The sequence below is a fragment of the Frigidibacter albus genome, from assembly GCF_009908165.1.
GTDB classification, from domain to species: Bacteria; Pseudomonadota; Alphaproteobacteria; order Rhodobacterales; family Rhodobacteraceae; genus Frigidibacter; species Frigidibacter albus.
The window spans coordinates 212,459-233,019 of sequence record NZ_JAAAUC010000003.1; the positions used below are offsets into that span (position 1 = coordinate 212,459).

Consider the following 20,561-nt stretch of genomic DNA (forward strand, 5'->3'; position numbering starts at 1 on the left):
AATGGGTGGACTGGCCGGGCGGGGGAGGCTATCCTGTAGCCCCGCGGAGGCGGCTGCCCCGGCAGTCCGCGCCGCCCGGATTCCCGACGAAAAAACGCGCAAGGATACTCGATGACCCGCTTCGCCGCCCCCATCGCCGAGCAGATCTGGGATATGAAATACCGGCTTAAAGAGGCGGATGGCACCCCGATCGATCAGTCGGTGGAAGACACCTGGCGCCGAATCGCCCGCTCGCTGGCCGCCGTCGAGGCCGAACCCAATGTCTGGGAGGAGCGGTTCTACTCCGCGCTCGAGGATTTCAAATACCTGCCCGCCGGACGGATCATCGCCGGTGCCGGCACCGCCCGCAGCGTGACGCTGTTCAACTGCTTCGTGATGGGCACGATCCCCGACAGCATGGGCGGCATTTTCGACATGCTGAAGGAGGCCGCGCTGACCATGCAGCAGGGCGGCGGCATCGGCTATGACTTCTCCACCATCCGCCCGCGCGGGGCCGAGGTGCATGGCGTCGCCGCCGATGCCTCGGGCCCGCTGTCCTTCATGGACGTTTGGGATGCGATGTGCCGCACCATCATGTCGGCTGGCAGCCGCCGCGGCGCGATGATGGCGACGATGCGCTGCGACCACCCGGATGTGGAGCAGTTCATCGAGGCCAAGCAGGACTCGGCCCGCCTGCGCATGTTCAACCTGTCGGTCCTGATCACCGATCCGTTCATGGAAGCGGTGAAGGCTGACGGATCGTGGGATCTGCAGTTCAACGGCCGCATCTACCGCACTGTGCAGGCGCGCGACCTGTGGAACCGCATCATGCAGGCGACCTATGATTTCGCCGAGCCGGGCGTGATCTTCATCGACCGCATCAACCGGATGAACAACCTCGGCTATGCCGAGACCATCGCCGCGACCAACCCCTGCGGCGAGCAGCCGCTGCCGCCCTATGGCGCCTGCCTGCTGGGCTCGATCAACATGGCGCGGCTGGTCAAGAAACCGTTCGAGGCGGATGCCGATCTCGACCCCGAGGCGCTGGACGATCTGGTGCGCCTGTCGATCCGCATGATGGACAATGTCGTCGACGCCAGCCGCTTCCCGCTGCCCCAGCAGGCCGACGAGGCCCGCGCCAAGCGCCGGATCGGCCTTGGTGTCACCGGCCTGGCCGATGCGCTGCTGATGACCGGGCTGCGCTATGGCTCGGAAGAGGCCGCCGCGCAGACCGAGGCCTGGATGAAGCGGATCGCGCGGGCGGCCTATCTGGCCTCGGTCGATCTGGCCAAGGAGAAGGGTGCCTTCCCGCTGTTCGATGCCGAGAAATACCTCGCCAGCGGCAACATGATGCAGATGGATGACGACGTGCGCGAGGCGATCCGCACCCATGGCATCCGCAACGCGCTGCTGACCTCGATTGCCCCCACCGGCACCATCAGCCTCTATGCCGGCAACGTGTCTTCGGGCATCGAGCCGGTCTTCGCCTATGCCTACAAGCGCAAAGTCCTTCAGAAGGATGGCAGCCGCACCGAAGAGGAAGTCGTCGATTTCGCCGTGAAGCTGTGGCGCGACAAGTTCGGCGATGCCGAACTGCCGGACTATTTCGTCAACGCCCAAACCCTGCCGCCGCTGGATCATGTGCGCATGCAGGCCGCGGCGCAGAAATGGATAGACAGCTCGATCTCCAAGACCATCAACTGCCCCGAGGATATCGATGTCGAGGCGTTCAAGGACGTCTACATGGCGGCCTGGGGCCAGGGCTGCAAGGGCTGCACCACCTACCGCCCGAATGCGGTGACCGGCTCGGTGCTGTCGGTTTCGGAAACCACCGAGACGGCGCCCGAGGTCGATCAGGGCGCCGAGGTGGTCTATCTGACCGAACCGCTGGACCGCCCGCAATCGCTGGAAGGCGCCACCTACAAGCTGAAATGGCCCGACAGCGAGCACGCGATCTACATCACCATCAACGACATCGTGCAGGGCACCCGCCGCCGCCCGTTCGAGGTGTTCATCAACTCCAAGAACATGGAGCATTTCGCCTGGACGGTCGCACTGACGCGGATGATCTCGGCGGTGTTCCGGCGCGGCGGCGATGTCAGCTTCGTGGTGGAGGAACTGAAGGCGGTGTTCGATCCGCGCGGCGGCGCCTGGATGCAGGGGCGATACGTGCCCTCGATCCTCGCGGCCATCGGCGGCGTGATCGAGCGGCACATGATCGCCACCGGCTTTCTGGCGGGCGAAGGCATGGGCCTGAAGACCGACCCGCAGGCCGAGCGGATGGTCGTTGCGGCCGGCGAAGCCCCCCGCGGCAAGGCCTGCCCGTCCTGCGGCAGCTATGCACTGCGCATGGTCGAGGGCTGCATGACCTGCGCCGATTGCGGTTACTCGAAATGCAGCTGAGCTAGAGCCGGCGCAGGCCCGCGGTGATCGCGGTGGCCTGCGCCGCAAGCTGCGCCCGGGTGGGCGTGGCCCCGATCACCACCATCCGCCAGTAAAGCGTGGCCGGCAGCAGGTCCATCGCCAGCGCCCTGTCCAGCGTCGCCGGCAGCTCGTGGCGCGCGATGGCCCGGTCCAGCAGCGCCTGCCCCTGCGCCCGCCGCGCCTCGGCGACCTGCGTGTTCAGGGCGCGCATCTGAGGCGAGCGGGCGGCCTCGGCATGCAGGTCCGGCAGGATCCGGCGGATCAGCGGGTGGCGCAGCACGGCGCGCACCTGACGCAGGAAGGCCAGCACATCCGCCTCGAGGCTGCCGCGATCCTCGGGGAGGGCGATCCGCAGCCCCAGTGCCGACACCGCCGCCGCGGCAAACTCGTGGCGCGAGGCGAAGCGGCGATAGATCGCCGCCTTGCCCGCGCCCGCCCGCGCCGCCACCCGCTCAAGGCTCAGCGCGGCAAAGCCATGCGCGGCCCATTCCTCGAAGAACGCCCGATACAGCGCCTCGGTCAGGTCGGCCCGCGGCACGGCGGCGCCGGACGGCTTGCGCAGGGTTTTTTGGGCGGAACGGTTGCGTTCCAACGGACACCCTCCTAGATGGTTGAGACGATACCGTTCCATCCATAGGAGGCTTCGCCATGACTGACAAGTTCAACAGCTTCTCAAGCCTGCTGCGCGCCGCGCTCGGCGCGCGCCTTGCCCCGGCCGAGGACATGATGGGCATGTTCGCCGCGGACATCGTGTTCGAATTCCCCTTCGCGCCGGAAGGGATGCCGGCCCGGCTCGAGGGGCGCGCCGCGCTGGCGGGGCACCTGGCCAAGCTGGGTCCGCTGATCGACTTTGGCGAGATGACGCTCGGGGCTGTCCATCCCGCGGGCGAGACGGTGGTGATCGAGTTCACCTGCACCGGCCGCGGCACCCAGACCGGCACCCCTTATGACCAGACCTACATCTCGGTCGTCACGATGCGCGACGGTCGCATCGCCTGCTACCGCGACTACTGGAACCCCCTTGTGGTGCTGTCCGCGCTTGGCGGTGCCGAGGCGGCCGCAGCGGCCTATGCGGGGCGGGCTTGAGCATGGGGCAGCGCATTCTTGTGACCGGCGGAACCGGCAAGACCGGCCGCCGTGTGGCGGGCCTTCTGGGCGCGGCAGGCATCGACGCACGGATCGGTACGCGGACCCCTGACTCGCCGCAGGACCGGCGCTTCGACTGGGCCGACCTGTCCACCGCCGCGGCCTTCGACGGCTGCGATGCCGCCTATCTGGTCGCGCCCACCGACCGGACCGATCATCTGGCGGTGATGCGGCCGATGCTGGAGGCGGCGCAGGCGCGGGGCGTGCGGCGCTTCGTGCTGCTCAGCTCCTCGCTGCTGGAGCCCGGCGGGCCGATGATGGGCGAGGTGCATGGCTGGCTCGCGAATACCGTGGAGTGGGCCGTCCTGCGCCCTTCGTGGTTCATGCAGAACTTCAGCGAAGGCCCGCACGGAGACACGATCCGGCAGGCGGGTGCGATCTACAGCGCGACCGGCGACGGCCGTATCGGCTTCATTGACGCGGGCGACATCGCCGCCGCCGCGCTGGCCGCGCTGACCTCTGCCACACCGCTGAACGCGGATTACGTGCTGACCGGCCCCGAGGCGTTGAGCTATGACGACACCGCCGCGATCCTGTCGGACGTGATCGGCCGCCCGGTGCGCCATGTGCCGTTGGACCCCGCCGCCCTGACCGCGCGTTTCGTGGCGCAGGGGGTGCCGCAGGGCTATGCCGAGACGCTGGCCAGCCTCGATGCGGCGATCAGCGCCGGCGCCGAGGACCGGACCACGACCGGGATGCAGCAGCTGACCGGGCAGGCGCCGACCTCTTTCCGGGCCTTTGCCGAGCGGGCTGTGGCGGCCTGGTCCTGACCCAGCCGCTCGCAGCATCGTGTAGCTGGCCAGGCTTGCGACAGGGCCTTCGGGCGCTAGCATCGCCCTGTCCCGCGCTGGCAGGCCGGGTCGCTGCATCAGGGAGGATCGCATGACACGGCTGACCGCAAAGGACTTTCCGGCAGAGCTGCTGGAGCTTTACGATTTCTACGCCCATGGCCGCATCACCAAGCGCGAGTTTCTGGACCGCGCCGGCAAGTTCGCCATTGGCGGGCTGACCGCGGCGGCGCTGCTGTCCTCGCTGATGCCGAACTACGCGCTGGCGCAGCAGGTGATGTTCACCGATCCCGAGATCGTGGCGGAATACATCACCTACCCCTCGCCGAACGGCCATGGCGAGGTGCGCGGCTATCTGGTGCGCCCGGCGGTCGATGGCGTGGCAATCGCCGATGCGAAGCCAGGCGTCGTGGTGGTGCATGAGAATCGCGGGCTGAACCCCTATATCGAGGATGTGGCGCGGCGGCTGGCCAAGGCGGGATTTGTGGCGCTGGCGCCCGACGGGCTCACCTCGGTCGGCGGTTATCCCGGCAATGACGAGCAGGGGCGAGAATTGCAGCGGCAGGTCGATCCGGCGCTGCTGATGAACGATTTCTTTGCCGCGGTGGAATGGCTGATGGCCAGCGAGCTGACGACCGGCAAGGTTGGCATCACCGGGTTCTGCTATGGCGGCGGCGTGTCGAATGCGGCGGCGGTGGCCTATCCCGAACTGGCGGCGGCGGTGCCGTTCTACGGCCGGCAGGCGCCCGTCGCCGACGTGCCGAAGATCGAGGCGCCCCTGCTTTTGCAATTCGCCGAGACGGATGAGAACGTCAATGCCGGCTGGCCTGCCTACGAGGCGGCGCTGAAAGAGCATGGCAAGACCTATGAGGCGCACATCTATCCGGGCACCAACCACGGCTTCCACAACGATTCCACCCCGCGCTATGACGAGCCGGCGGCGAAACTGGCCTGGGAGCGGACGCTGGACTGGTTCAACCGCTATCTGGTGTGACGCTTCTGCGCCCCTCTTGCCCCGCGGAATGCGCCGCGGGGCAAGGGACAGGCTTAGATGATCGCGGCCCGCACCTTGGCAGACACCCATTCCGACAGCACCACCGTCGCCAGGATCACAAGCAGGATCAGCGTCACCTGCGGCCAGGCGAGGGTGTTGAGCGAGTTCTGCAGCTTCAGCCCCAGCCCGCCGGCGCCGACGAGGCCGAGGATCGCGCTTTCGCGGATGTTGATGTCCCAGCGGAACACGGTGATCCCCCAGAAGGCGGGCAGGATCTGCGGCACGATGGCGTAGTTCAGCACCTGCGCCTGGCTGGCGCCGGTGGCGGTGATCGCCTCGACCTGCCGGATGTCGGTTTCCTCGATCCCCTCATAGAGCAGCTTGCCGATGAAGCCGATCGACCGCAGGCCGATGGCGATGATCCCGGCCAGCAGCCCCGGGCCAAGGATGGCGACCAGCAGCAGCGCCCAGATCAGCGAGTTTATCGAGCGCGAGGCGACGATGATGAACAGCGCAATGGGGCGCAGGATCAGCGGGAAGGGCGAGGTGTTGCGCGCGGCCATGAAAGCTACCGGCACCGCCAGGATCACCCCCAGCAGCGTGCCAAGCGTCGCCATGTTCAGCGTGTCCCACAGCGGCACCATCAGCTCGCCCAGATAGGACCAGCGCGGCGGCCACATCCGCCCGCCGATATCGGCCGCCTGCTTGGGTGCATCCTGCACGAACATCCAGATCGTGCGCTCGTTCATCACCTGCCAGCACCAGACGAACAGCGCGACAAGGCACAGCCAGCCGAACCACAGCGCCAGCCGGGCCTTCGGGCTGCGGAACTGCCAGCTTGCGGGGAAATCGCTCATTGCAGGAATTTCCTCAGATAGCTGGAGCTGTATTCGGCCACCATCACCAGCGCGATGATCATCAGCAGGATCGCCCCGGCGCTGTCATATTCATAGCGGTCGATGGCGGTGTTCAGCGTGGCGCCGATGCCGCCCGCCCCGACGATGCCGATCACCGCGCTTTCGCGGAAGTTGATGTCGAGCCGGTAGAGCGACAGGCCGATCAGCCGCGGCATCACCTGCGGCTGGATGGCGTAGTTGATCAGCTGCGCCCAGGAGGCGCCGGTGGCGCGGATCGCCTCGGCCTGCGCCTCGTCGATATCCTCGATATCCTCGGCCAGCAGCTTCGAGATGAAGCCGATGGTGGCGAAAGACAGCGTCAGGAAGCCGGCGAAGGGGCCAAAGCCGAACATCGCCACGAAGAAGATGGCAACGATGATCTCCTGCAGCGCGCGGCTGATGGCGATGATGCTGCGGCAGATCGCGTAGATCCAGGCCGGGGCCACGTTGCGCGCCGCGCCGATGCCGATGGGGATGGAAATGGCGACGCCGACGACGGTGGATGTCAACGTCATCGTCAGGCTCTCGATCAGGCCCTGGCTGATGTCGCGCCAGCGGCTGGAGAAGTCGGGCGACAGGAACCCCATGAGGAAGCGCATCCCGCGCTCGCCGCCCTCGGCGATCCGCGCCCAGCTGACTTCCAGCGTGCCGATGGCGAAGACCAGATAGATCAGCGCCGCCAGCTGCAGCCCGATGCGCCAGCCGCGATGGGTGAAGATCTGCGGCGGGCGCCGCCATGTGGTCGGATAGGTGGTCATGCCGGCAGCACCGACAGCCGGCGCAGCGCGTCCGCCTCGGCGTCCTTGTCATCCTCATGGCCCTTGCGCATCGCGGTCCAGTCTTCAGACCCGTAGATCTCGGTCAGGGCGCTTTCGGTCAGTTGCGCAGGCGTGCCGTCAAAGACCACCTGCCCGGCGCGCAGCCCGATGATGCGCTGCATGAACTGCTGCGCCAGCGGCACGTCATGGATGTTGACGATGGCGGGCAGGCCGGATTCGGTGCAGATCTCGACCAGAAGCCGCATGATCTGGCGGCTCGTCTTGGGGTCGAGGCTGGCGGTGGGTTCATCGACCAGCAGCAGTTCCGGCTCCTGCGCCAGGGCCCGCGCGATGCCGACCCGCTGGCGCTGGCCGCCGGAAAGTGCATCGGCGCGCTTGTCGGCATGGGTCATCAGGCCGACACGGTCCAGCAGGCGGTAAGCGCGCTGGATATCGGCGGGCGGGAAGCGGCGGGTGAAGCTGGCCCAGAAGCCGACATAGCCGAGCCGGCCCGACAGCACGTTCTCCATCACGCTCAGCCGCTCGACCAGCGCATATTCCTGAAAGATCATCCCGATCCGGCGCCGCTGCGCCCGCAGGTCGCGCACGCCAAGCCCGGTCAGGTCGCGCCCGCCCAGGACGATCCGCCCCGAGGTCGGCTCCACCAGCCGGTTGATGCAGCGGATCAGCGTCGACTTGCCGGCGCCCGAAGGCCCGATCAGCCCGACGATCTGGCCCTTGGGGACAGAGAAGCTGACATCGCTGAGCGCGGTGTCGCCGGTCTTGTAGGTCTTGGTCAGGCCCTGAAGCTCTAGCATCGTGCATCCTGTCTGGCAGACATGAAAATGCGGGCACGGGGCCCGCATTTTCGTTTGACTGTAGCGTTTACTGGCAGGCGTAGGACACGCCGGTCGCTTCGTCGATCTGACGGATCACCGACCAGTTGTCCTTGAAGGTGATCGGGATGAACTGCTCTTCGCCCGACTTCGAGAACTCTTCGGCCAGCGAGGTGCCTTCCCAGTTGAAGCCGAAGAAGCCTTCCTTGATCTTCTCCTGCAGTTCCGGCGTCAGGTTGTGCGCAACGCCGTAACCGGTGGTCGGGAAGGTTTCCGACTTGTAGATCGACACGATCTGATCGGCCTTGATCACGTCACGCTCGACCATCCGGGTCATCACCGAGTTGGCGATGGCAGCAGCCGGGTAGTCCTTGTTGGCAACGCCGAGGATCGAGTTGTCATGCTTGCCCGAGAACACCGGCTCGAAGTCGGTGCCGGCTACAAGGTTGTATTCAGCCTGCAGCAGCGCCGACGGAGCCTTGAAGCCAGAGTTCGAGGTTTCCGAGGTGAAGGCCAGTTGCTTGCCCTTCAGGTCTTCGACCTTCTCGATGCCCGAGCCGGGATAGGTGATGATTTCCATCTCGTAGCCGAAGCTGCCATCGGCGGCGGCCATCATGGCGAAGGGGCGGAAGCCGGCGCAGGCGACGGCCAGCGGGTTCGACCCGGTGTTGAAGCCCGAGATATGCAGACGGCCAGCGCGCATCGCCTCGATCTGGGCGGCGTTGGAGTCGATCGGGAAGAACTGCACGGTCTTGCCGGTGACTTCTTCCATGTTGGTGATGAAATCGGCCCAGGCTTCGGCATAGACGGCCGGATCTTCGACCGGGGTATAGGCGAAGATCAGGGTGTCGGGATCGACCAGTTCCGACGCATCGGTCGGGATGTCGGCGATCATGTCGCCATCGGCGTCGGTGTAGCGCGAGTCGAGAGCGAATTCGGCAACGGCCGGGAAGGCTGCAAGCGAAAGGGCGGTGGCTGCGAGAAGGGCGCGGATGGTCATCATGTGCTCCTGTTCCGAGAAAAGGGTATCAGGCAGTCCCTAGGCGAGGGATGTGACGTGCGGCCAACGGCGTTGTAACGGAAAGATGACAATGAATGCGCGCTGGCGCAACCCTGGTCCCCGGCGGAACCCGGCAGAGGACGGGACGTTGGGGCCGCATGCAGGACAGAACCCCAACCCGCCGCACCATCTCGCTTGTCGTTCTTGCGGCTGCGCTGATCCTCCTCCTTCTTGTCGCGCCCGATGTGCTGCTGGTGATCTTCGCCGGCATCCTCTTCGCCGTGTTCTTTGGCGGAGGCGGCGGTTGGATCGCCCGCAAGACCGGGATGCCGCGGCCCTTGGGGATCGGCCTTTTCATCTTGCTGATCCTCATCGCCCTCGGTGGCGCGATGCTGGGTTTTGCCCCCGCGATGGCCGAGCAGTTCGACCAGTTGACCGAGGAGATCCCCGCCGCCTTCGAAAGCCTGCGCGAGCGGGTGGAGCAATACAGCTGGGGCCAGCGCCTGACCGACGCCATCGACCCCTCCAGCCTGATGTCGAGCGAGAGCGGCCTTGCCGCGGCCTCGGCTGTGACCGGCACCTTCGGCGCGCTCGGCAATTTCGTCATCATGCTGTTCATCGGCATCTATGGCGCACTGGATCCCGGGCTTTACCGGTCCGGCGTTCTGGCGCTGCTGGCGCCCTCGCTGCGGCCCCGGGCGGATGAGGTGATGGACAAGGCGGGCAATACTCTGCGCAGCTGGCTGACGGCGCAGCTGATGGCGATGACGGCGGTGGGCGTGCTGACCGGGCTGGGGCTGTGGCTGATCGGAATCCCGCTGGCGTTCATCCTTGGCCTGATTGCGGGGCTGCTGGCCTTCATCCCCAATATCGGCCCGGTGCTGGCGGCGGTGCCCGGGATCTTGCTGGCCTTCCCCGAGGGGCAAAGCACCGTGCTGATGGTGCTCGGCGTCTATGTCGCGGTGCAGGCGCTGGAGAGCTACATCCTCACCCCGCTGATCCAGCAGGAAAAAGTCTCGCTGCCTCCCGCGCTGATCATCACCGCGCAGCTGCTGCTGGGGGTGCTGTTCGGCATCCTCGGCCTCGCGATGGCGACGCCCTTGGCGGCCGTCGGCATGACGCTGATCGGCGCACTTTATGTCGACGACTATCTGGAACGGGAGCGGGCGTGACTGCCAGCCCGGCCCAATTTTCCGGAACATCGGGCGCCGGCAGGGGTTGGGTTCGCAGAGGGGCGCTTGTCCCATGCAACAGACCTGGAGCTAGGAGACGACCATGCTGAAATTCATCGGTGGCACCATCGGTATCATCTTCCTGATCGGGCTGGCCGTTGTCGTCGGCCTGCTGATGCTGATCTTCTGAACTGACGGGGCGGGCCGAAGGGTCCGCCTTTTTCACGTCCATTGACACTAGGAAGTTGGCTGGGGCGCCAGGATTCGAACCTGGGTATGTCGGTACCAAAAACCGATGCCTTACCACTTGGCGACGCCCCAACTGGCGCGCTGTTTACTCAAGCCGCCGGGGGGCCGCAAGCCTAAAAATCGGCGGGCGAGGCTGGTGGCACATTCTTCTGTCACATTGCACGCCGGGCGCGCCGGGGCTAAGGGCAGGGGATGGAAACTGCAGACGTCCTGATCCTCGGAGCCGGCGCGGCCGGCCTCTTTGCCGCAGCCGAGGCCGGGCGGCGCGGGCGGCGCGTCATCGTGCTTGATCATGCCGTGCGGCCGGGCGAAAAGATCCGGATTTCCGGCGGCGGACGCTGCAATTTCACCAACCTGTCCACGGCGCCCGAACGATTCCTGTCGAAAAATCCGAGGTTTGCACTTTCTGCCCTGCGGCGGTTCACCCCGCAGGATTTCATCGCGCGCATCGATGCCGCCGGGATCGCCTGGCATGAGAAAACCCTCGGCCAGCTGTTCTGCGACGGCAAGGCCACGCAGATCGTGGACATGCTGCTGACCGGCGCAGCCCGGGCCGGGGCGCAGCTGGTGACCGGGGCAGAAATCGGCGCGGTGCGGCGGGAGGGCGGGCGGTTCACCGTGGAGTCCTCGCGCGGGAGCTTTGCCGGGGACAGCCTGATCGTGGCGACGGGGGGCAAGTCGATCCCGAAAATCGGGGCGTCCGGGCTGGGGTACAAGGTCGCGGAACAGTTCGGTTTGCCGGTGCTGGAAACACGTCCGGGCCTTGTTCCCTTGACGTTTGCGGAGCAGGAGCTGGAGCGGCTGCGGCCGCTGGCGGGGGTGTCGGTGAGCGCGCGGGTGATGTCCGGCAAGACCGGGTTTGATGAGGCGCTGCTGTTCACGCATCGCGGGTTGTCGGGGCCGGCGGTGCTGCAGGTGTCCAGCTACTGGCGCGAGGGGCTGCCGATCACGGTCGATCTGGCGCGGGGGCAGGATGTGGCGGCGGCGCTGAAGGCGGCGCGGGGGGCTGCGGGACGGGTGGCGCTGCAAAGCGCGCTGGCGCGGTTGCTGCCCGAGAAGGTGGCGGCGCTGGCGCTGGCTGAGGCGGGGCTGGACGGAGGCAACCGCTTGGCAGATCAGGGAAATCCGGTTCTGGAACGGCTGGCGGCGGGCATCCATGCGTGGGTGTTGCGGCCGGTGGGAACCGAGGGTTACCGCACGGCCGAGGTGACCTTGGGCGGGGTGGAAACCGACGCGCTGGACGCCCGGACGATGGAGGCGAAGCCGGTGCCGGGGCTCTATTTCGTCGGCGAGGTGGTGGACGTGACCGGCTGGCTGGGCGGGTACAACTTCCAGTGGGCCTGGTCCTCGGGCTGGGCGGCGGGGCAGGTGGCCTGACCGCGCCGCAAGCCTTTGAGTCCGTTGAAACCCCTATGTGGAACCCATGCGGAAGCGATATGTATTCCATATGCATAGGAAAAAAGCCGGAAACGGGGCGCAGGCTCTGACCACTTGGCCGCTCGCCCGGCGGCATGAGCCGTAGGGCAGGGGCCGGGGCAGCGACCCTCCTGCTGGCAAAGCCTGATGGCCCCGCGCAAGGCGGGCACAGCCCTCCGCCGGCAGCTGAAATTCTGCAAGACGCCTCTGGCCCGCCACACCCCCTACAAGGGGCCTGCGGCCAATTCACAAGGCCCTGTACGCGGTCGTTGCTCCGCTGGAATCTATCGCTTATGCCAATGCGAAACAGGGACAAGGGGCAGAGATGTATCGCGTCTGGAATTTTGTCACCACCTATTCGCTGCTGCTGCTCGGGGGCGCGCTGGTGGCCCTGCTCTGGGCCAATACCTCGCCCAACAGCTACCACGATGTCGTGGAATTCGTGCTGATCGACAACTTCATCATCGGCCACGCGCATGAGGTGAACGGCGAGATCCACCGCACGCTGACCCTGCATTATCTGGTCAATGACGTGCTGATGGCGCTGTTCTTCGCGATGGCGGCCAAGGAAGTCTGGGAAGCCATCGTACTGGAGGAAGGCTCCTTGCGGGGGTCCAAGGCGGTCACGCCGCTGATCGCCACCGTGGGCGGGATGGTGGGGCCGGTCGCGGTCTACCTCGGCCTCGCGGCGGTGCTGGGGGTCTATGCCACGGTCAGCCAAGGATGGGCGATCCCCACCGCCACCGACATCGCCTTTTCCTACCTCGTGGGCCGCATGGTCTTTGGCGCCGGGCACCCGGCGATCCGCTTCCTTCTGCTGCTGGCGATTGCCGATGATGCGGGCGGGCTGCTGATCCTGGCGATCTTCTACCCCTCGGGCGAGCTGGCGCCGGAATGGCTGCTGCTGTCCTTCGGCGCGGCCGCCACCGTCTTCGTGCTGGCCAACTGGCTGCCGCGCTACCTGGACAGGGGCAACCAGCTGCGCCCGAACTCGACCTTCGCGCGCAAGGTGCTGTCCTTCTGGCCCTACCTCATCGCCGGCTGCCTCAGCTGGTACGGGTTCCAGCAGGCCGGCATCCACCCCGCGCTTGGCCTGCTGCCGATCGTGCCGACCATCCCCCATGCCGACCGCGGCTTCGGGATCTTCGCCGAGGCGGAGGAGCATCTGCATGACCTGCTCAACACCATGGAACACCACCTGAAATACCCGGTGGAGATCATCTTGCTGTTCTTCGGCCTGCTGAATGCGGGGGTGGAGTTCAGCGCCATTTCCGAACCGACCTGGTTGGTGATGGCGGGCCTGCTGATCGGCAAGCCGCTGGGGATTTTGCTCATGGGCTGGGTCGGCGCGCGTCTGCTGGGCTTTGGCCTGCCCGAAGGCATGACGATGCGCGACGTGTTCGTTCTGGGCTGCGTCGCCGCCATCGGCTTCACCGTGGCGCTGTTCGTGGCCTCGGTCGCCTTCGAGGCCGGGCCGGTGCAGGACGCGGCCAAGATGGGCGCGCTGTTCAGCTTTGCCGCCGCGGGCATCGCCCTGCTGGCCGGCAAGCTGCTGCGCGTGCAGAAGGTCGATTACTGACCCGGGCCTTGCGCGCCGCGCTGCACCCTGCGGCGCGCAAGCCATTGGATTTTTTGCGGCCGCTCCGCCATAATGCGGGCAGAATGGGGGGCTATGCTGCCCCCTCAACCACAGCCCGCAAGCCAGCGGGCGGCAGAACGGAACTGCGAGAGCAGGACGGGGCACAAGGCGGATGCTGGAATTCGAGAACGTGAGCAAGTCCTTCTGGACCGGCAAGCAGCGCAAGGTGATCCTTGACCGCGCCACGTTCCGCGTGGAACTGGGCAACTCGCTGGGAATCCTCGCGCCGAACGGCACCGGCAAGACCACGATCATCAACATGATGGCCGGGCTGGAGAAGCCCGACGAGGGCAAGATCACCCGCACCAGCCGGGTGTCCTTCCCGCTGGGGTTCATGGGCGGCGTCGTCAACAAGCATACCGCCACCGAGAACTGCCGCTATATCGCCCGGATCTACGGGCTCGACCCCGATTATGTCGAGGCGTTCAGCCGCTGGCTTTGCGGGATCGACGAGTATTTCGACATGCCGGTCGGCACCTTCAGTTCCGGGATGCGCGCCCGCTTCAGCTTTTCGCTGTTGCTGGCGCTGGAGTTTGACATCTATCTGATCGATGAAGGGATGCCGGCGACCACCGATGCCGAGTTCAACCGCAAGGCCGGCACCATCCTGCGCGACCGCCTGCAAAGCGCCACGGTGATCGTGGTGTCACACCAGGCGCAGACGCTGGAAAAGTTCTGCCGCTCCGCAGCCGTGCTGCAGGGCGGCCAGTTGCATATGTTCGACACCTTGGAAGAGGCCAAACAGCTTTATGATTACTCCCACCAAGGCTAAGAAATTCCGCATCCGCCGGGCTACGCCGTCCCCCGCCCCGCCCGCCGCGGCGGAACCGGCGCCGATGCCCGCCACCGAGATGCCGCCCGAGGCGCAGCGCCCGCCGCGCAGCACGCCGGTGCTGGCCCCGATGCCGCGCCAGCACCCGGACGAGGCGCCGATGCTGATGGTGCCGGGCACCGCGGATGATGACGGCTTCGGCCCCGACCGCTATCCCACTGCGGCGCAAGACAGCGTGCTTGGCCCCTCCGAGCGCACCCCCGAGGAAGAGATCGCCGCCATCCGCGCTGAAGGGCTGACCGGGCGCCAGCTGCGCATGGCCCGCCGCGTCGCGCAGCGCCACGGGATCGAGGTCACCTCGGATTTCGAGGCGGTGCGCGTCCTGCGCCGCCGCGGCATCGACCCTTTCCAGCGCTCCAACATGCTCGACCTCGTGGTGTCCGAGGCGCAGGAAAGCAAGATCCAGCTGCCGCAGACCACGCGCCAGACTCCGCAGCTGCCCTCCAATCAACCGCTGACGCCCGAGCGCCGCGCCGCCGAGATCCTCAAGGTCCAGCGCGGCATCGCCAAGCGCCGCCGCCGCAAGCTGGCGCTGCTGATGACCCGGCTGGCGTTTTTCGTGCTGCTGCCGACGCTGATCGCCGGGTGGTATTACTACATGATCGCCACGCCGCTTTATTCCACCCGCTCGGAATTCGTCATCCAGCAGGCCGAAAGCGCCACCAGCATCGGCTCGATGTTCTCGGGCACGCAATTCGCCACCAGCCAGGATTCGATCACCGTGCAGGGCTACATGCAATCGCGCGAGGCGATGCAGCGGCTGGACGCCGACCTTGGCTTCCGCGACCACTGGAGCCAGCCGGGCATCGACCCGCTGCAAAGGCTTGCCCCCGATGCGACCGAGGAGGCGACCTATCGCACCTACAAGCGCAACGTGAAGATCGGCTATGACCCGACCGAGGGCATCATCAAGATGGAGGTGATCGCCACCGATCCCGCTGTCTCGACTGCCTTCGCCGAGGCGCTGATCGGCTATGCCGAGGAACAGGTCGACCACCTCACCCAGCGTCTGCGCGAAGACCAGATGCAGGGCGCCCGTGAAAGCTATGCCGATGCCGAGGCCAAGGTGCTGGCCGCGCAGGCCCGGGTGCTGGAGATGCAAGAACAGCTGGGCGTGCTGGACCCGATCAGCGAAAACCAGGTGGTGATGCAGCAGATCGGCACCTTCGAGGTGCAGCTGGCGCAAAAGCGGCTGGAGCTGCAGCAGCTCAACGACAACAGCCAGCCCAACGCCGCCCGCGTCGCGGGGGCCGAGGGCGATATCGCCCGCCTGCAGAACATGATCGGCAGCCTGCGCTCGCAGCTGACGCAAAGCACCGGGGGGGCCACCTCGCTCGCCATGATCTCGGGCCAGATGCGGATTGCCGAGGCCGACCTGCAGACGCGCCAGCTGATGCTCAGCCAGGCCGCCCAGCAGATGGAGGTGGCGCGGATCGAGGCGAACAAGCAGACGCGCTACCTGTCCACCGGCGTCAAGCCGCTGCCGCCCGACGAGCCGACCTATCCGCGCGCCTTTGAAAACACGCTGGTGGCGATGCTGATCTTCGGCGGACTCTATCTTATGTTGTCGCTGACGGCCTCGATCTTGCGAGAGCAGGTTTCGGCCTAGACCAGGCCCAAGGAGAAGACCATGAAAGACGTGATGATCGGCGGGCTGACCACCGGCAACGACCGCCCGCTGACCGTGATCGCCGGCCCCTGCCAGCTGGAAAGCGCGGACCACGCCCAGATGATCGCCGGGGCGATGGCCGAGGCCTGCGCGGCCGTCGGCGCCCAGTTCATCTTCAAGGGCAGCTATGACAAGGCCAACCGCACCTCGCTGTCGGGCAAGCGCGGCCTTGGCATCGCCGAGGGGCTGAAGATCCTGCAAGGCGTGCGCGCCGCCTTCGGCTGCCCGGTGCTGACCGACATCCATGACGCGGATCAGGCGCGCGAGGCGGCGGCGGTGGTCGACGTGATCCAGATCCCGGCCTTCCTCTGCCGCCAGACCGACCTCCTGCTGGCTGCCGGGCAGACCGGCTGCGTCATCAACATCAAGAAGGGCCAGTTCCTTGCCCCGTGGGACATGGCCAATGTCGCGGAAAAGGTCGCCTCGACCGGGAACCAGAAGATCCTGCTGACCGAGCGCGGCGTCAGCTTCGGCTACAACGCGCTGGTGGCCGACATGCGCAGCCTGCCGATCATGGCCAGGACCGGCTACCCGGTGATCATGGACGCGACCCATTCGGTGCAGCAGCCCGGCGGCCAGGGCGGCTCGACCGGCGGCCAGCGCGAATTCGCCCCGGCGATGGCCCGCGCCGCCGTCAGCCTCGGCATCGCCGGCGTGTTCATCGAGACGCATGAGGCGCCCGACACCGCACCCTCCGACGGGCCGAACATGGTGCCGCTGGACCAGATGCCGGCGCTGCTGCGGGTGCTGATGGCGATTGATGCGGTGGCGAAGGCGGATCCGGTCAGGGTGTGAGGGGACCTCGGACCCTGACCGGACTCCGAACCACTCCATTCGGGCAGAAAAAAGCCGAGGCACTCCCTCGCCCCGCCCATGCGGGACGCATCCCCAAGAGCTGCCTGCAGCGAGAGTCCGACTGAGGCCAGTTCCCGACCTGGCTGGCGCTGGCCGGATGCGCCATGACCCCTCTGTAGAGAGCCCACGCCTTGTCATCTTGATCGAGTGGGCTCTCGGCCCAAGCTGCAGCAGGATCCGAGGCCCGGGCACCGTGGGAGCGGCGGCCCGCCACCGGCAAGCCGCTGGATCGCGCCGGGGCCCTGTTTATCCGCTGCGCAGTGCCTAGATCTGGCGGATGACCGACCGCCCCCTCTCGCTTCCGGATCGCATCGGCGCCTGCCGCCTCTGCGCCGCCGAGTTCGCCCGCACCGCCACCGCCCATGCCCCGCGCCCGGTGGCGTGGTTCGACACTGGCGCCACGCCCGGCGTGATGATCGTCGGGCAGGCGCCGGGAATTCGGGTGCATCTGGCCGGGCGGCCCTTTGCCGACCCTTCGGGGGATCGGCTGCGCGACTGGCTGGGGATTGACCCCGCCACGTTCTACGACCGCGCCCGCGTGGCGATCGTGCCGATGGCCTTCTGCTTTCCGGGCTATGATGCCGCGGGCTCCGACCTGCCGCCGCCGCCGCGCTGCGCCGCCACCTGGCGGGCCGAAGTGATGGCGGCGCTTGGCCCGGTGCCGCTGATGCTGCTGGTGGGGGGTCCTGCGCAGCGCTGGCATCTGGGCGCGGCGGCGACGCGCGGCGGGGTGGGGGCCACCGTCGCCCGCTGGCGCGACCATGCGCCCGCCGTGTTTCCCTTGCCGCATCCGTCCTGGCGGAATACGGGATGGCTGAAACGCAATCCCTGGTTCGCGGCCGAGGTGCTTCCCGCCCTCCGCGCCCGGGTTCAGGAGGCTTTGGCATGACCGACACCACCATTCTCGACCTCGCCCATGCCGCGATGAGTGCCGCGCCCGAGGATGACGCCGCGCGCCTGCGCTTTTATGAGCGTATCGCGGATGCCGAGCTGTTCGTGCTGCTGGAGGAGGATCCTGCCGGCGACCAGATCACCCCGCAGGTGTTTGCGCTGGAAGACGGGCAGTTCGTGCTGGCCTTCGACCTCGAGGAACGTCTCTCGGCCTTCACCGAGGCCCCGGCTCCCTATGCCGCGCTGCCGGGCCGGGTGGTGGTGCGGATGCTGGCGGGGCAGGGGATCGGCCTCGGCCTGAACCTCGGCGTCGCCCCGTCCGAGATGCTGCTGCCGGCCGAGGCGCTGGTCTGGCTGGTGCAGACGCTCGATGCCGGCCCGCAGGCTGTGGAGGCGGTGCCGGAGCGGTTCCACCCGCCGGCGCAGCTGCCGCAGGCGCTGCTGACGGCGCTGGACGCCAAGCTGGCGCTTGCCGCGGGGCTGGCGGTGCAGGCGCTGCTGGCGGGGGTCAGCTACGCGGGCGGGCGGCGCGGGCACATGCTGGCCTTCCTCGGGGCCCGGCCCGAGGCGCATCCGGCGCTGGCCCATGCGGTGGCCGAGGCGCTGACCTTCTCGGGCGTGGAGGCGGGCGAGATCGACGTGACCTTCCTCGACCCCGCCAGCCCCGCCGCCCGCCAGATGGCCGCCGTGGCGCTGCGCTTCGACCTGCCGCAACCGGCGGAGGAGACCGAGCAGGTGCTGTCCCCCGCCGCGCCGGGGATGGACCCCGCCAAGCCGCCGATCCTGCGCTGATCGCCCCAAACTCCGCTGCCCGCTGACCAAGGCGGCGCAGCCACCGTACTCGCCGCGCCGTCCCCTTTGCCTTTTCCAAATATCCTCGGGGGGCGCGGGGGGCAGAAGGCCCCCCGCTCCTTCATGTCAAGGCGGTTCCCTCAATACCCCCGGCCGCGATCCACCAAATACATCAGCGGCTCCCCCGCCTCGGCGCGGCGGATGTTTTCGGCCACCACCACGGCGGCGGTTTCGGGATAGGTCTCGGCGGCGATATGCGGCGTCACCGTCACCTTCGGATGCGCCCAGAACGGGTGCTCCGCCGGCAGCGGTTCCACCCGGAACACGTCCAGCGTGGCGTTCGCCAGATGGCCGCTGTCCAGCGCCGCCAGCAGCGCGCCGTCGTCGATCAACTGCCCGCGGCCGGGGTTGATGACCACGGCGCCGGCGGGCATCAGGGCGATGCGCCCGGCGTTCAGCAGGTTCTCGGTCTCGGCGGTATAGGGCATCAGCAGCACCAGGATCTCGGCCTCGGCCAGCGCCTGGCTCAGCCCCGCCTCGCCCGACAGGCAGCGGATGCCGGGCAGCGACTTGGGGGTGCGGCTCCACCCCGTCACCCGGAAGTTCAGCGCCGCCAGCATCGTGGCGCAGGCGCTGCCAAGCTCCCCCAGCCCCAGCACCGTTACCGAGCGCGACCGCGCCGGGCCGGGCCCCTCGGGCAGCCACTCGGCGCGATCATTCAGGATATGCCGGTCGATCCCCAGATGATGCCGCAGCACATGGCCGGTGACATATTCCACCATGCTCTCGGTCATCGCCGGGTCGACCATCCGGCACAGCGGCTGGGTCAGGGTCGCATTCCCCACCAGCTTCTCCACCCCGGCCCAGAGGTTCAGCACTGCCCGCGCGCCAGTGAAGGGCGCGAAATCGCTGACCATGCCGCCATTGGCCACGATCAGGTAATCCACCGCAGTCGGATCGGCAGGTGCCACCTCGGACACCACAGCCTCCACCCCGGCGGCCGCCAGTGCCTGCGCCAGCGGCGCCTGATAGCGGGGCCACATCTGTGCGCCCGCGGCGAAATACACGTGGATCATCGGCTACCTCGGTCTGTGGATATGCGCGCTCTGCACCAGCCCGAAGGCCACCAGCAGCACCATCATCGCCGACCCGCCATAGGACACAAGCGGCAGCGGCACCCCCACCACCGGCGCCAGCCCCATCACCATCAGCATGTTCACCGAGAAGAACAGGAAGAAGGTGCCGGCAATGCCGATGGTCAGCAGCGCGGCGAAACGGTCCTTGTTGTTGATCGCCGAGATCAGGCAGAAGCCGACGATCAGCACATAGAGCAGCAGCAAGGAGAAGGCCCCCACGAAGCCGAACTCCTCGGCCAGCGTGGTGAAGATGAAGTCGGTGTGCTTTTCGGGCAGGAAGTTCAGCCGCGACTGGGTGCCCTGCATGAAGCCCTTGCCGCCCCAGCCGCCGGACCCGAGCGCAATCTTGGCCTGGCTGATGTGATAACCCGCCCCCAGCGGATCGGCCGAGGGGTCGAGGAAGGTGTCGATCCGCCGGAACTGATAGTCGTGCAGCAGCTGCCAGGGTGTCCCGCGGGACGACAGCACCACCGCCACCAGCCCCACGCCTGCCGCGATCACCACCCCGAAATAGATCCAGCTGACCCCCGCCGCGAACATCACGATGGCGCCGCCGAGGCTCACCTGGATCGCGGTGCCAAGGTCGGGCTGGGTCAGCACCAGCCCCACGGGCAGCAGGATCAGCACCGCGGGCATCAGCACCCACAGCGGGCGCGACACCTTCTTGACGTCGAGCCAGTCGTAATAGGCCGCCAGCAGCATCACGATAGAGATCTTCATCAGCTCCGACGGCTGCAGCATCATGAAGCCAAGGTTGATCCAGCGCTGCGCGCCCATGCCGACATGGCCGAAGAACTCCACCACCAGCAGCAGCACCAGCGAGATCAGATAGGCCAGCGCCGCCATGTTGCGCCAGAACCAGATCGGCACGAAGCCGACGATGAACATCAGCGCAAGGCCCACGCCAAACCGCTTCATCTGCGGTTCGGCCCAACGGTCCAGATTGCCGCCCGCCACCGAATACAGCATCACGAACCCGGCCGAGGCGACGGCGGTCAGCAGCAGCACCAGCGGCCAGTTCACATACAGCACCTTGCGGATGCCGGTCGGCACGGTCTTGACGTTGTATTCCAGATAGCTCATCCGCCC

General features: G+C 67.2%; 20 protein-coding genes and 1 tRNA gene. 13 read left to right on the plus strand and 8 right to left on the minus strand.

The features are described from left to right. Positions 1–111 precede the first annotated feature (111 nt). Positions 112–2,382, plus strand: coding sequence for an adenosylcobalamin-dependent ribonucleoside-diphosphate reductase (locus GVY41_RS06000; protein ID WP_161344424.1), 2,271 nt, complete (start codon positions 112–114; stop codon positions 2,380–2,382). A 1-nt stretch (position 2,383) separates the two neighbouring features. On the opposite strand, the gene GVY41_RS06005 is transcribed toward GVY41_RS06000, so the two are convergent. Then, a complete protein-coding gene (locus tag GVY41_RS06005) occupies positions 2,384–2,995 on the minus strand; it encodes a TetR-like C-terminal domain-containing protein (protein WP_229725954.1) in 612 nt (203 codons plus the stop codon). 56 nt (positions 2,996–3,051) lie between these two features. Between GVY41_RS06005 and GVY41_RS06010 the strand changes: the two genes are divergently transcribed. From GVY41_RS06010 to yghX, 3 genes are all read left to right on the plus strand, one after another. Beyond that, positions 3,052–3,489 (plus strand): nuclear transport factor 2 family protein, encoded by a 438-nt coding sequence (locus GVY41_RS06010; protein ID WP_161344420.1) that lies wholly within the window; start codon positions 3,052–3,054, stop codon positions 3,487–3,489. A 2-nt stretch (positions 3,490–3,491) separates the two neighbouring features. After that, positions 3,492–4,319 (plus strand): ergot alkaloid biosynthesis protein, encoded by an 828-nt coding sequence (locus GVY41_RS06015; protein ID WP_161344418.1) that lies wholly within the window; start codon positions 3,492–3,494, stop codon positions 4,317–4,319. A gap of 112 nt (positions 4,320–4,431) precedes the next feature. Further along, a complete protein-coding gene (gene yghX, locus GVY41_RS06020; RefSeq protein WP_161344416.1) occupies positions 4,432–5,331 on the plus strand; it encodes a YghX family hydrolase in 900 nt (299 codons plus the stop codon). 53 nt (positions 5,332–5,384) lie between these two features. Here yghX and phnE (GVY41_RS06025) read toward each other — a convergent pair whose 3' ends face one another. The 4 genes from phnE (GVY41_RS06025) to phnD all read right to left on the minus strand — a co-directional run bounded on the left by phnE (GVY41_RS06025) (position 5,385) and on the right by phnD (position 8,824). Further along, a complete protein-coding gene (gene phnE, locus GVY41_RS06025) occupies positions 5,385–6,188 on the minus strand; it encodes a phosphonate ABC transporter, permease protein PhnE (protein WP_161344414.1) in 804 nt (267 codons plus the stop codon). Beyond that, the gene (phnE, locus tag GVY41_RS06030) at positions 6,185–6,985 is read right to left on the minus strand and encodes a phosphonate ABC transporter, permease protein PhnE (RefSeq protein ID WP_161344412.1); all 801 of its coding nucleotides are present in this window, start codon (positions 6,983–6,985) and stop codon (positions 6,185–6,187) included. The genes phnE (GVY41_RS06025) and phnE (GVY41_RS06030) overlap by 4 nt, the downstream gene beginning before the upstream one ends. Beyond that, positions 6,982–7,803, minus strand: a complete 822-nt coding sequence (gene phnC / locus GVY41_RS06035; protein WP_161344410.1) for a phosphonate ABC transporter ATP-binding protein — start codon at positions 7,801–7,803, stop codon at positions 6,982–6,984. The genes phnE (GVY41_RS06030) and phnC overlap by 4 nt, the downstream gene beginning before the upstream one ends. A 67-nt stretch (positions 7,804–7,870) precedes the next feature. After that, positions 7,871–8,824 (minus strand): phosphate/phosphite/phosphonate ABC transporter substrate-binding protein, encoded by a 954-nt coding sequence (gene phnD, locus GVY41_RS06040; RefSeq protein WP_229725953.1) that lies wholly within the window; start codon positions 8,822–8,824, stop codon positions 7,871–7,873. Positions 8,825–8,979: 155 nt separating this feature from the next. On the opposite strand from phnD, the gene GVY41_RS06045 reads away from it, so the two are divergent. Then, entirely contained in the window at positions 8,980–9,993 is a 1,014-nt protein-coding gene (locus GVY41_RS06045) for an AI-2E family transporter (protein ID WP_161344405.1), read from the plus strand. A 103-nt stretch (positions 9,994–10,096) separates the two neighbouring features. Continuing rightward, the gene (locus tag GVY41_RS20730; protein WP_161656873.1) at positions 10,097–10,183 is read left to right on the plus strand and encodes a small membrane protein YohP; all 87 of its coding nucleotides are present in this window, start codon (positions 10,097–10,099) and stop codon (positions 10,181–10,183) included. 56 nt (positions 10,184–10,239) lie between these two features. Here the strand turns inward: GVY41_RS20730 and GVY41_RS06055 are convergent. Beyond that, positions 10,240–10,314 (minus strand) — tRNA-Gln (locus GVY41_RS06055). Positions 10,315–10,434: 120 nt separating this feature from the next. Here GVY41_RS06055 and GVY41_RS06060 point away from each other — a divergent pair. From GVY41_RS06060 to GVY41_RS06090, 7 genes are all read left to right on the plus strand, one after another. Continuing rightward, the gene (locus GVY41_RS06060) at positions 10,435–11,619 is read left to right on the plus strand and encodes a BaiN/RdsA family NAD(P)/FAD-dependent oxidoreductase (protein WP_161344403.1); all 1,185 of its coding nucleotides are present in this window, start codon (positions 10,435–10,437) and stop codon (positions 11,617–11,619) included. A gap of 364 nt (positions 11,620–11,983) precedes the next feature. After that, positions 11,984–13,237, plus strand: coding sequence for a Na+/H+ antiporter NhaA (locus GVY41_RS06065; RefSeq protein ID WP_161344402.1), 1,254 nt, complete (start codon positions 11,984–11,986; stop codon positions 13,235–13,237). A gap of 172 nt (positions 13,238–13,409) precedes the next feature. Beyond that, positions 13,410–14,069 carry an ABC transporter ATP-binding protein gene (locus GVY41_RS06070; RefSeq protein WP_161344400.1) on the plus strand — a complete coding sequence of 220 codons (660 nt, stop codon included), beginning with the start codon at positions 13,410–13,412 and terminating at the stop codon, positions 14,067–14,069. A 64-nt stretch (positions 14,070–14,133) separates the two neighbouring features. After that, positions 14,134–15,738: a KpsE/RkpR family capsule polysaccharide export protein gene (locus GVY41_RS06075; protein ID WP_308421079.1), complete on the plus strand. Its 1,605-nt coding sequence runs from the start codon at positions 14,134–14,136 to the stop codon at positions 15,736–15,738. 21 nt (positions 15,739–15,759) lie between these two features. After that, on the plus strand, positions 15,760–16,593 hold the full coding sequence (gene kdsA / locus GVY41_RS06080; protein WP_161344396.1) for a 3-deoxy-8-phosphooctulonate synthase: 834 nt from the start codon (positions 15,760–15,762) through the stop codon (positions 16,591–16,593). Positions 16,594–16,930: 337 nt separating this feature from the next. Then, positions 16,931–17,542 (plus strand): uracil-DNA glycosylase family protein, encoded by a 612-nt coding sequence (locus GVY41_RS06085; RefSeq protein ID WP_161344393.1) that lies wholly within the window; start codon positions 16,931–16,933, stop codon positions 17,540–17,542. Continuing rightward, complete coding sequence (locus GVY41_RS06090) at positions 17,539–18,336, plus strand: SseB family protein (RefSeq protein WP_161344391.1); 798 nt, start codon at positions 17,539–17,541, stop codon at positions 18,334–18,336. Before GVY41_RS06085 ends, GVY41_RS06090 begins: the two co-directional genes overlap by 4 nt. A gap of 140 nt (positions 18,337–18,476) precedes the next feature. Here the strand turns inward: GVY41_RS06090 and GVY41_RS06095 are convergent, their stop codons facing one another. Together GVY41_RS06095 and rodA are read right to left on the minus strand one after the other, a co-directional pair. After that, positions 18,477–19,412: a 2-hydroxyacid dehydrogenase gene (locus tag GVY41_RS06095; RefSeq protein ID WP_161344389.1), complete on the minus strand. Its 936-nt coding sequence runs from the start codon at positions 19,410–19,412 to the stop codon at positions 18,477–18,479. Between the two features lie 3 nt (positions 19,413–19,415). Then, positions 19,416–20,555, minus strand: a complete 1,140-nt coding sequence (gene rodA, locus GVY41_RS06100; protein WP_161344387.1) for a rod shape-determining protein RodA — start codon at positions 20,553–20,555, stop codon at positions 19,416–19,418. Between the last annotated feature and the right edge of the window lie 6 nt (positions 20,556–20,561).

What these genes read in the sequence shown, in the direction of transcription:
- yghX (WP_161344416.1), top strand. Translation starts at nt 4,432, where the DNA reads ATGACACGGCTGACCGCAAAGGACTTTCCGGCAGAGCTGCTGGAGCTT.
- phnE (WP_161344414.1), bottom strand. Translation starts at nt 6,188, where the DNA reads ATGAGCGATTTCCCCGCAAGCTGGCAGTTCCGCAGCCCGAAGGCCCGG.
- rodA (WP_161344387.1), bottom strand. Translation starts at nt 20,555, where the DNA reads ATGAGCTATCTGGAATACAACGTCAAGACCGTGCCGACCGGCATCCGC.
- GVY41_RS06045 (WP_161344405.1), top strand. Translation starts at nt 8,980, where the DNA reads ATGCAGGACAGAACCCCAACCCGCCGCACCATCTCGCTTGTCGTTCTT.
- GVY41_RS06010 (WP_161344420.1), top strand. Translation starts at nt 3,052, where the DNA reads ATGACTGACAAGTTCAACAGCTTCTCAAGCCTGCTGCGCGCCGCGCTC.
- phnE (WP_161344412.1), bottom strand. Translation starts at nt 6,985, where the DNA reads ATGACCACCTATCCGACCACATGGCGGCGCCCGCCGCAGATCTTCACC.
- phnD (WP_229725953.1), bottom strand. Translation starts at nt 8,824, where the DNA reads ATGATGACCATCCGCGCCCTTCTCGCAGCCACCGCCCTTTCGCTTGCA.
- GVY41_RS06015 (WP_161344418.1), top strand. Translation starts at nt 3,492, where the DNA reads ATGGGGCAGCGCATTCTTGTGACCGGCGGAACCGGCAAGACCGGCCGC.
- GVY41_RS06060 (WP_161344403.1), top strand. Translation starts at nt 10,435, where the DNA reads ATGGAAACTGCAGACGTCCTGATCCTCGGAGCCGGCGCGGCCGGCCTC.
- GVY41_RS06090 (WP_161344391.1), top strand. Translation starts at nt 17,539, where the DNA reads ATGACCGACACCACCATTCTCGACCTCGCCCATGCCGCGATGAGTGCC.
- phnC (WP_161344410.1), bottom strand. Translation starts at nt 7,803, where the DNA reads ATGCTAGAGCTTCAGGGCCTGACCAAGACCTACAAGACCGGCGACACC.
- GVY41_RS20730 (WP_161656873.1), top strand. Translation starts at nt 10,097, where the DNA reads ATGCTGAAATTCATCGGTGGCACCATCGGTATCATCTTCCTGATCGGG.
- GVY41_RS06085 (WP_161344393.1), top strand. Translation starts at nt 16,931, where the DNA reads ATGACCGACCGCCCCCTCTCGCTTCCGGATCGCATCGGCGCCTGCCGC.
- GVY41_RS06095 (WP_161344389.1), bottom strand. Translation starts at nt 19,412, where the DNA reads ATGATCCACGTGTATTTCGCCGCGGGCGCACAGATGTGGCCCCGCTAT.
- GVY41_RS06000 (WP_161344424.1), top strand. Translation starts at nt 112, where the DNA reads ATGACCCGCTTCGCCGCCCCCATCGCCGAGCAGATCTGGGATATGAAA.
- kdsA (WP_161344396.1), top strand. Translation starts at nt 15,760, where the DNA reads ATGAAAGACGTGATGATCGGCGGGCTGACCACCGGCAACGACCGCCCG.
- GVY41_RS06070 (WP_161344400.1), top strand. Translation starts at nt 13,410, where the DNA reads ATGCTGGAATTCGAGAACGTGAGCAAGTCCTTCTGGACCGGCAAGCAG.
- GVY41_RS06075 (WP_308421079.1), top strand. Translation starts at nt 14,134, where the DNA reads ATGCCCGCCACCGAGATGCCGCCCGAGGCGCAGCGCCCGCCGCGCAGC.
- GVY41_RS06065 (WP_161344402.1), top strand. Translation starts at nt 11,984, where the DNA reads ATGTATCGCGTCTGGAATTTTGTCACCACCTATTCGCTGCTGCTGCTC.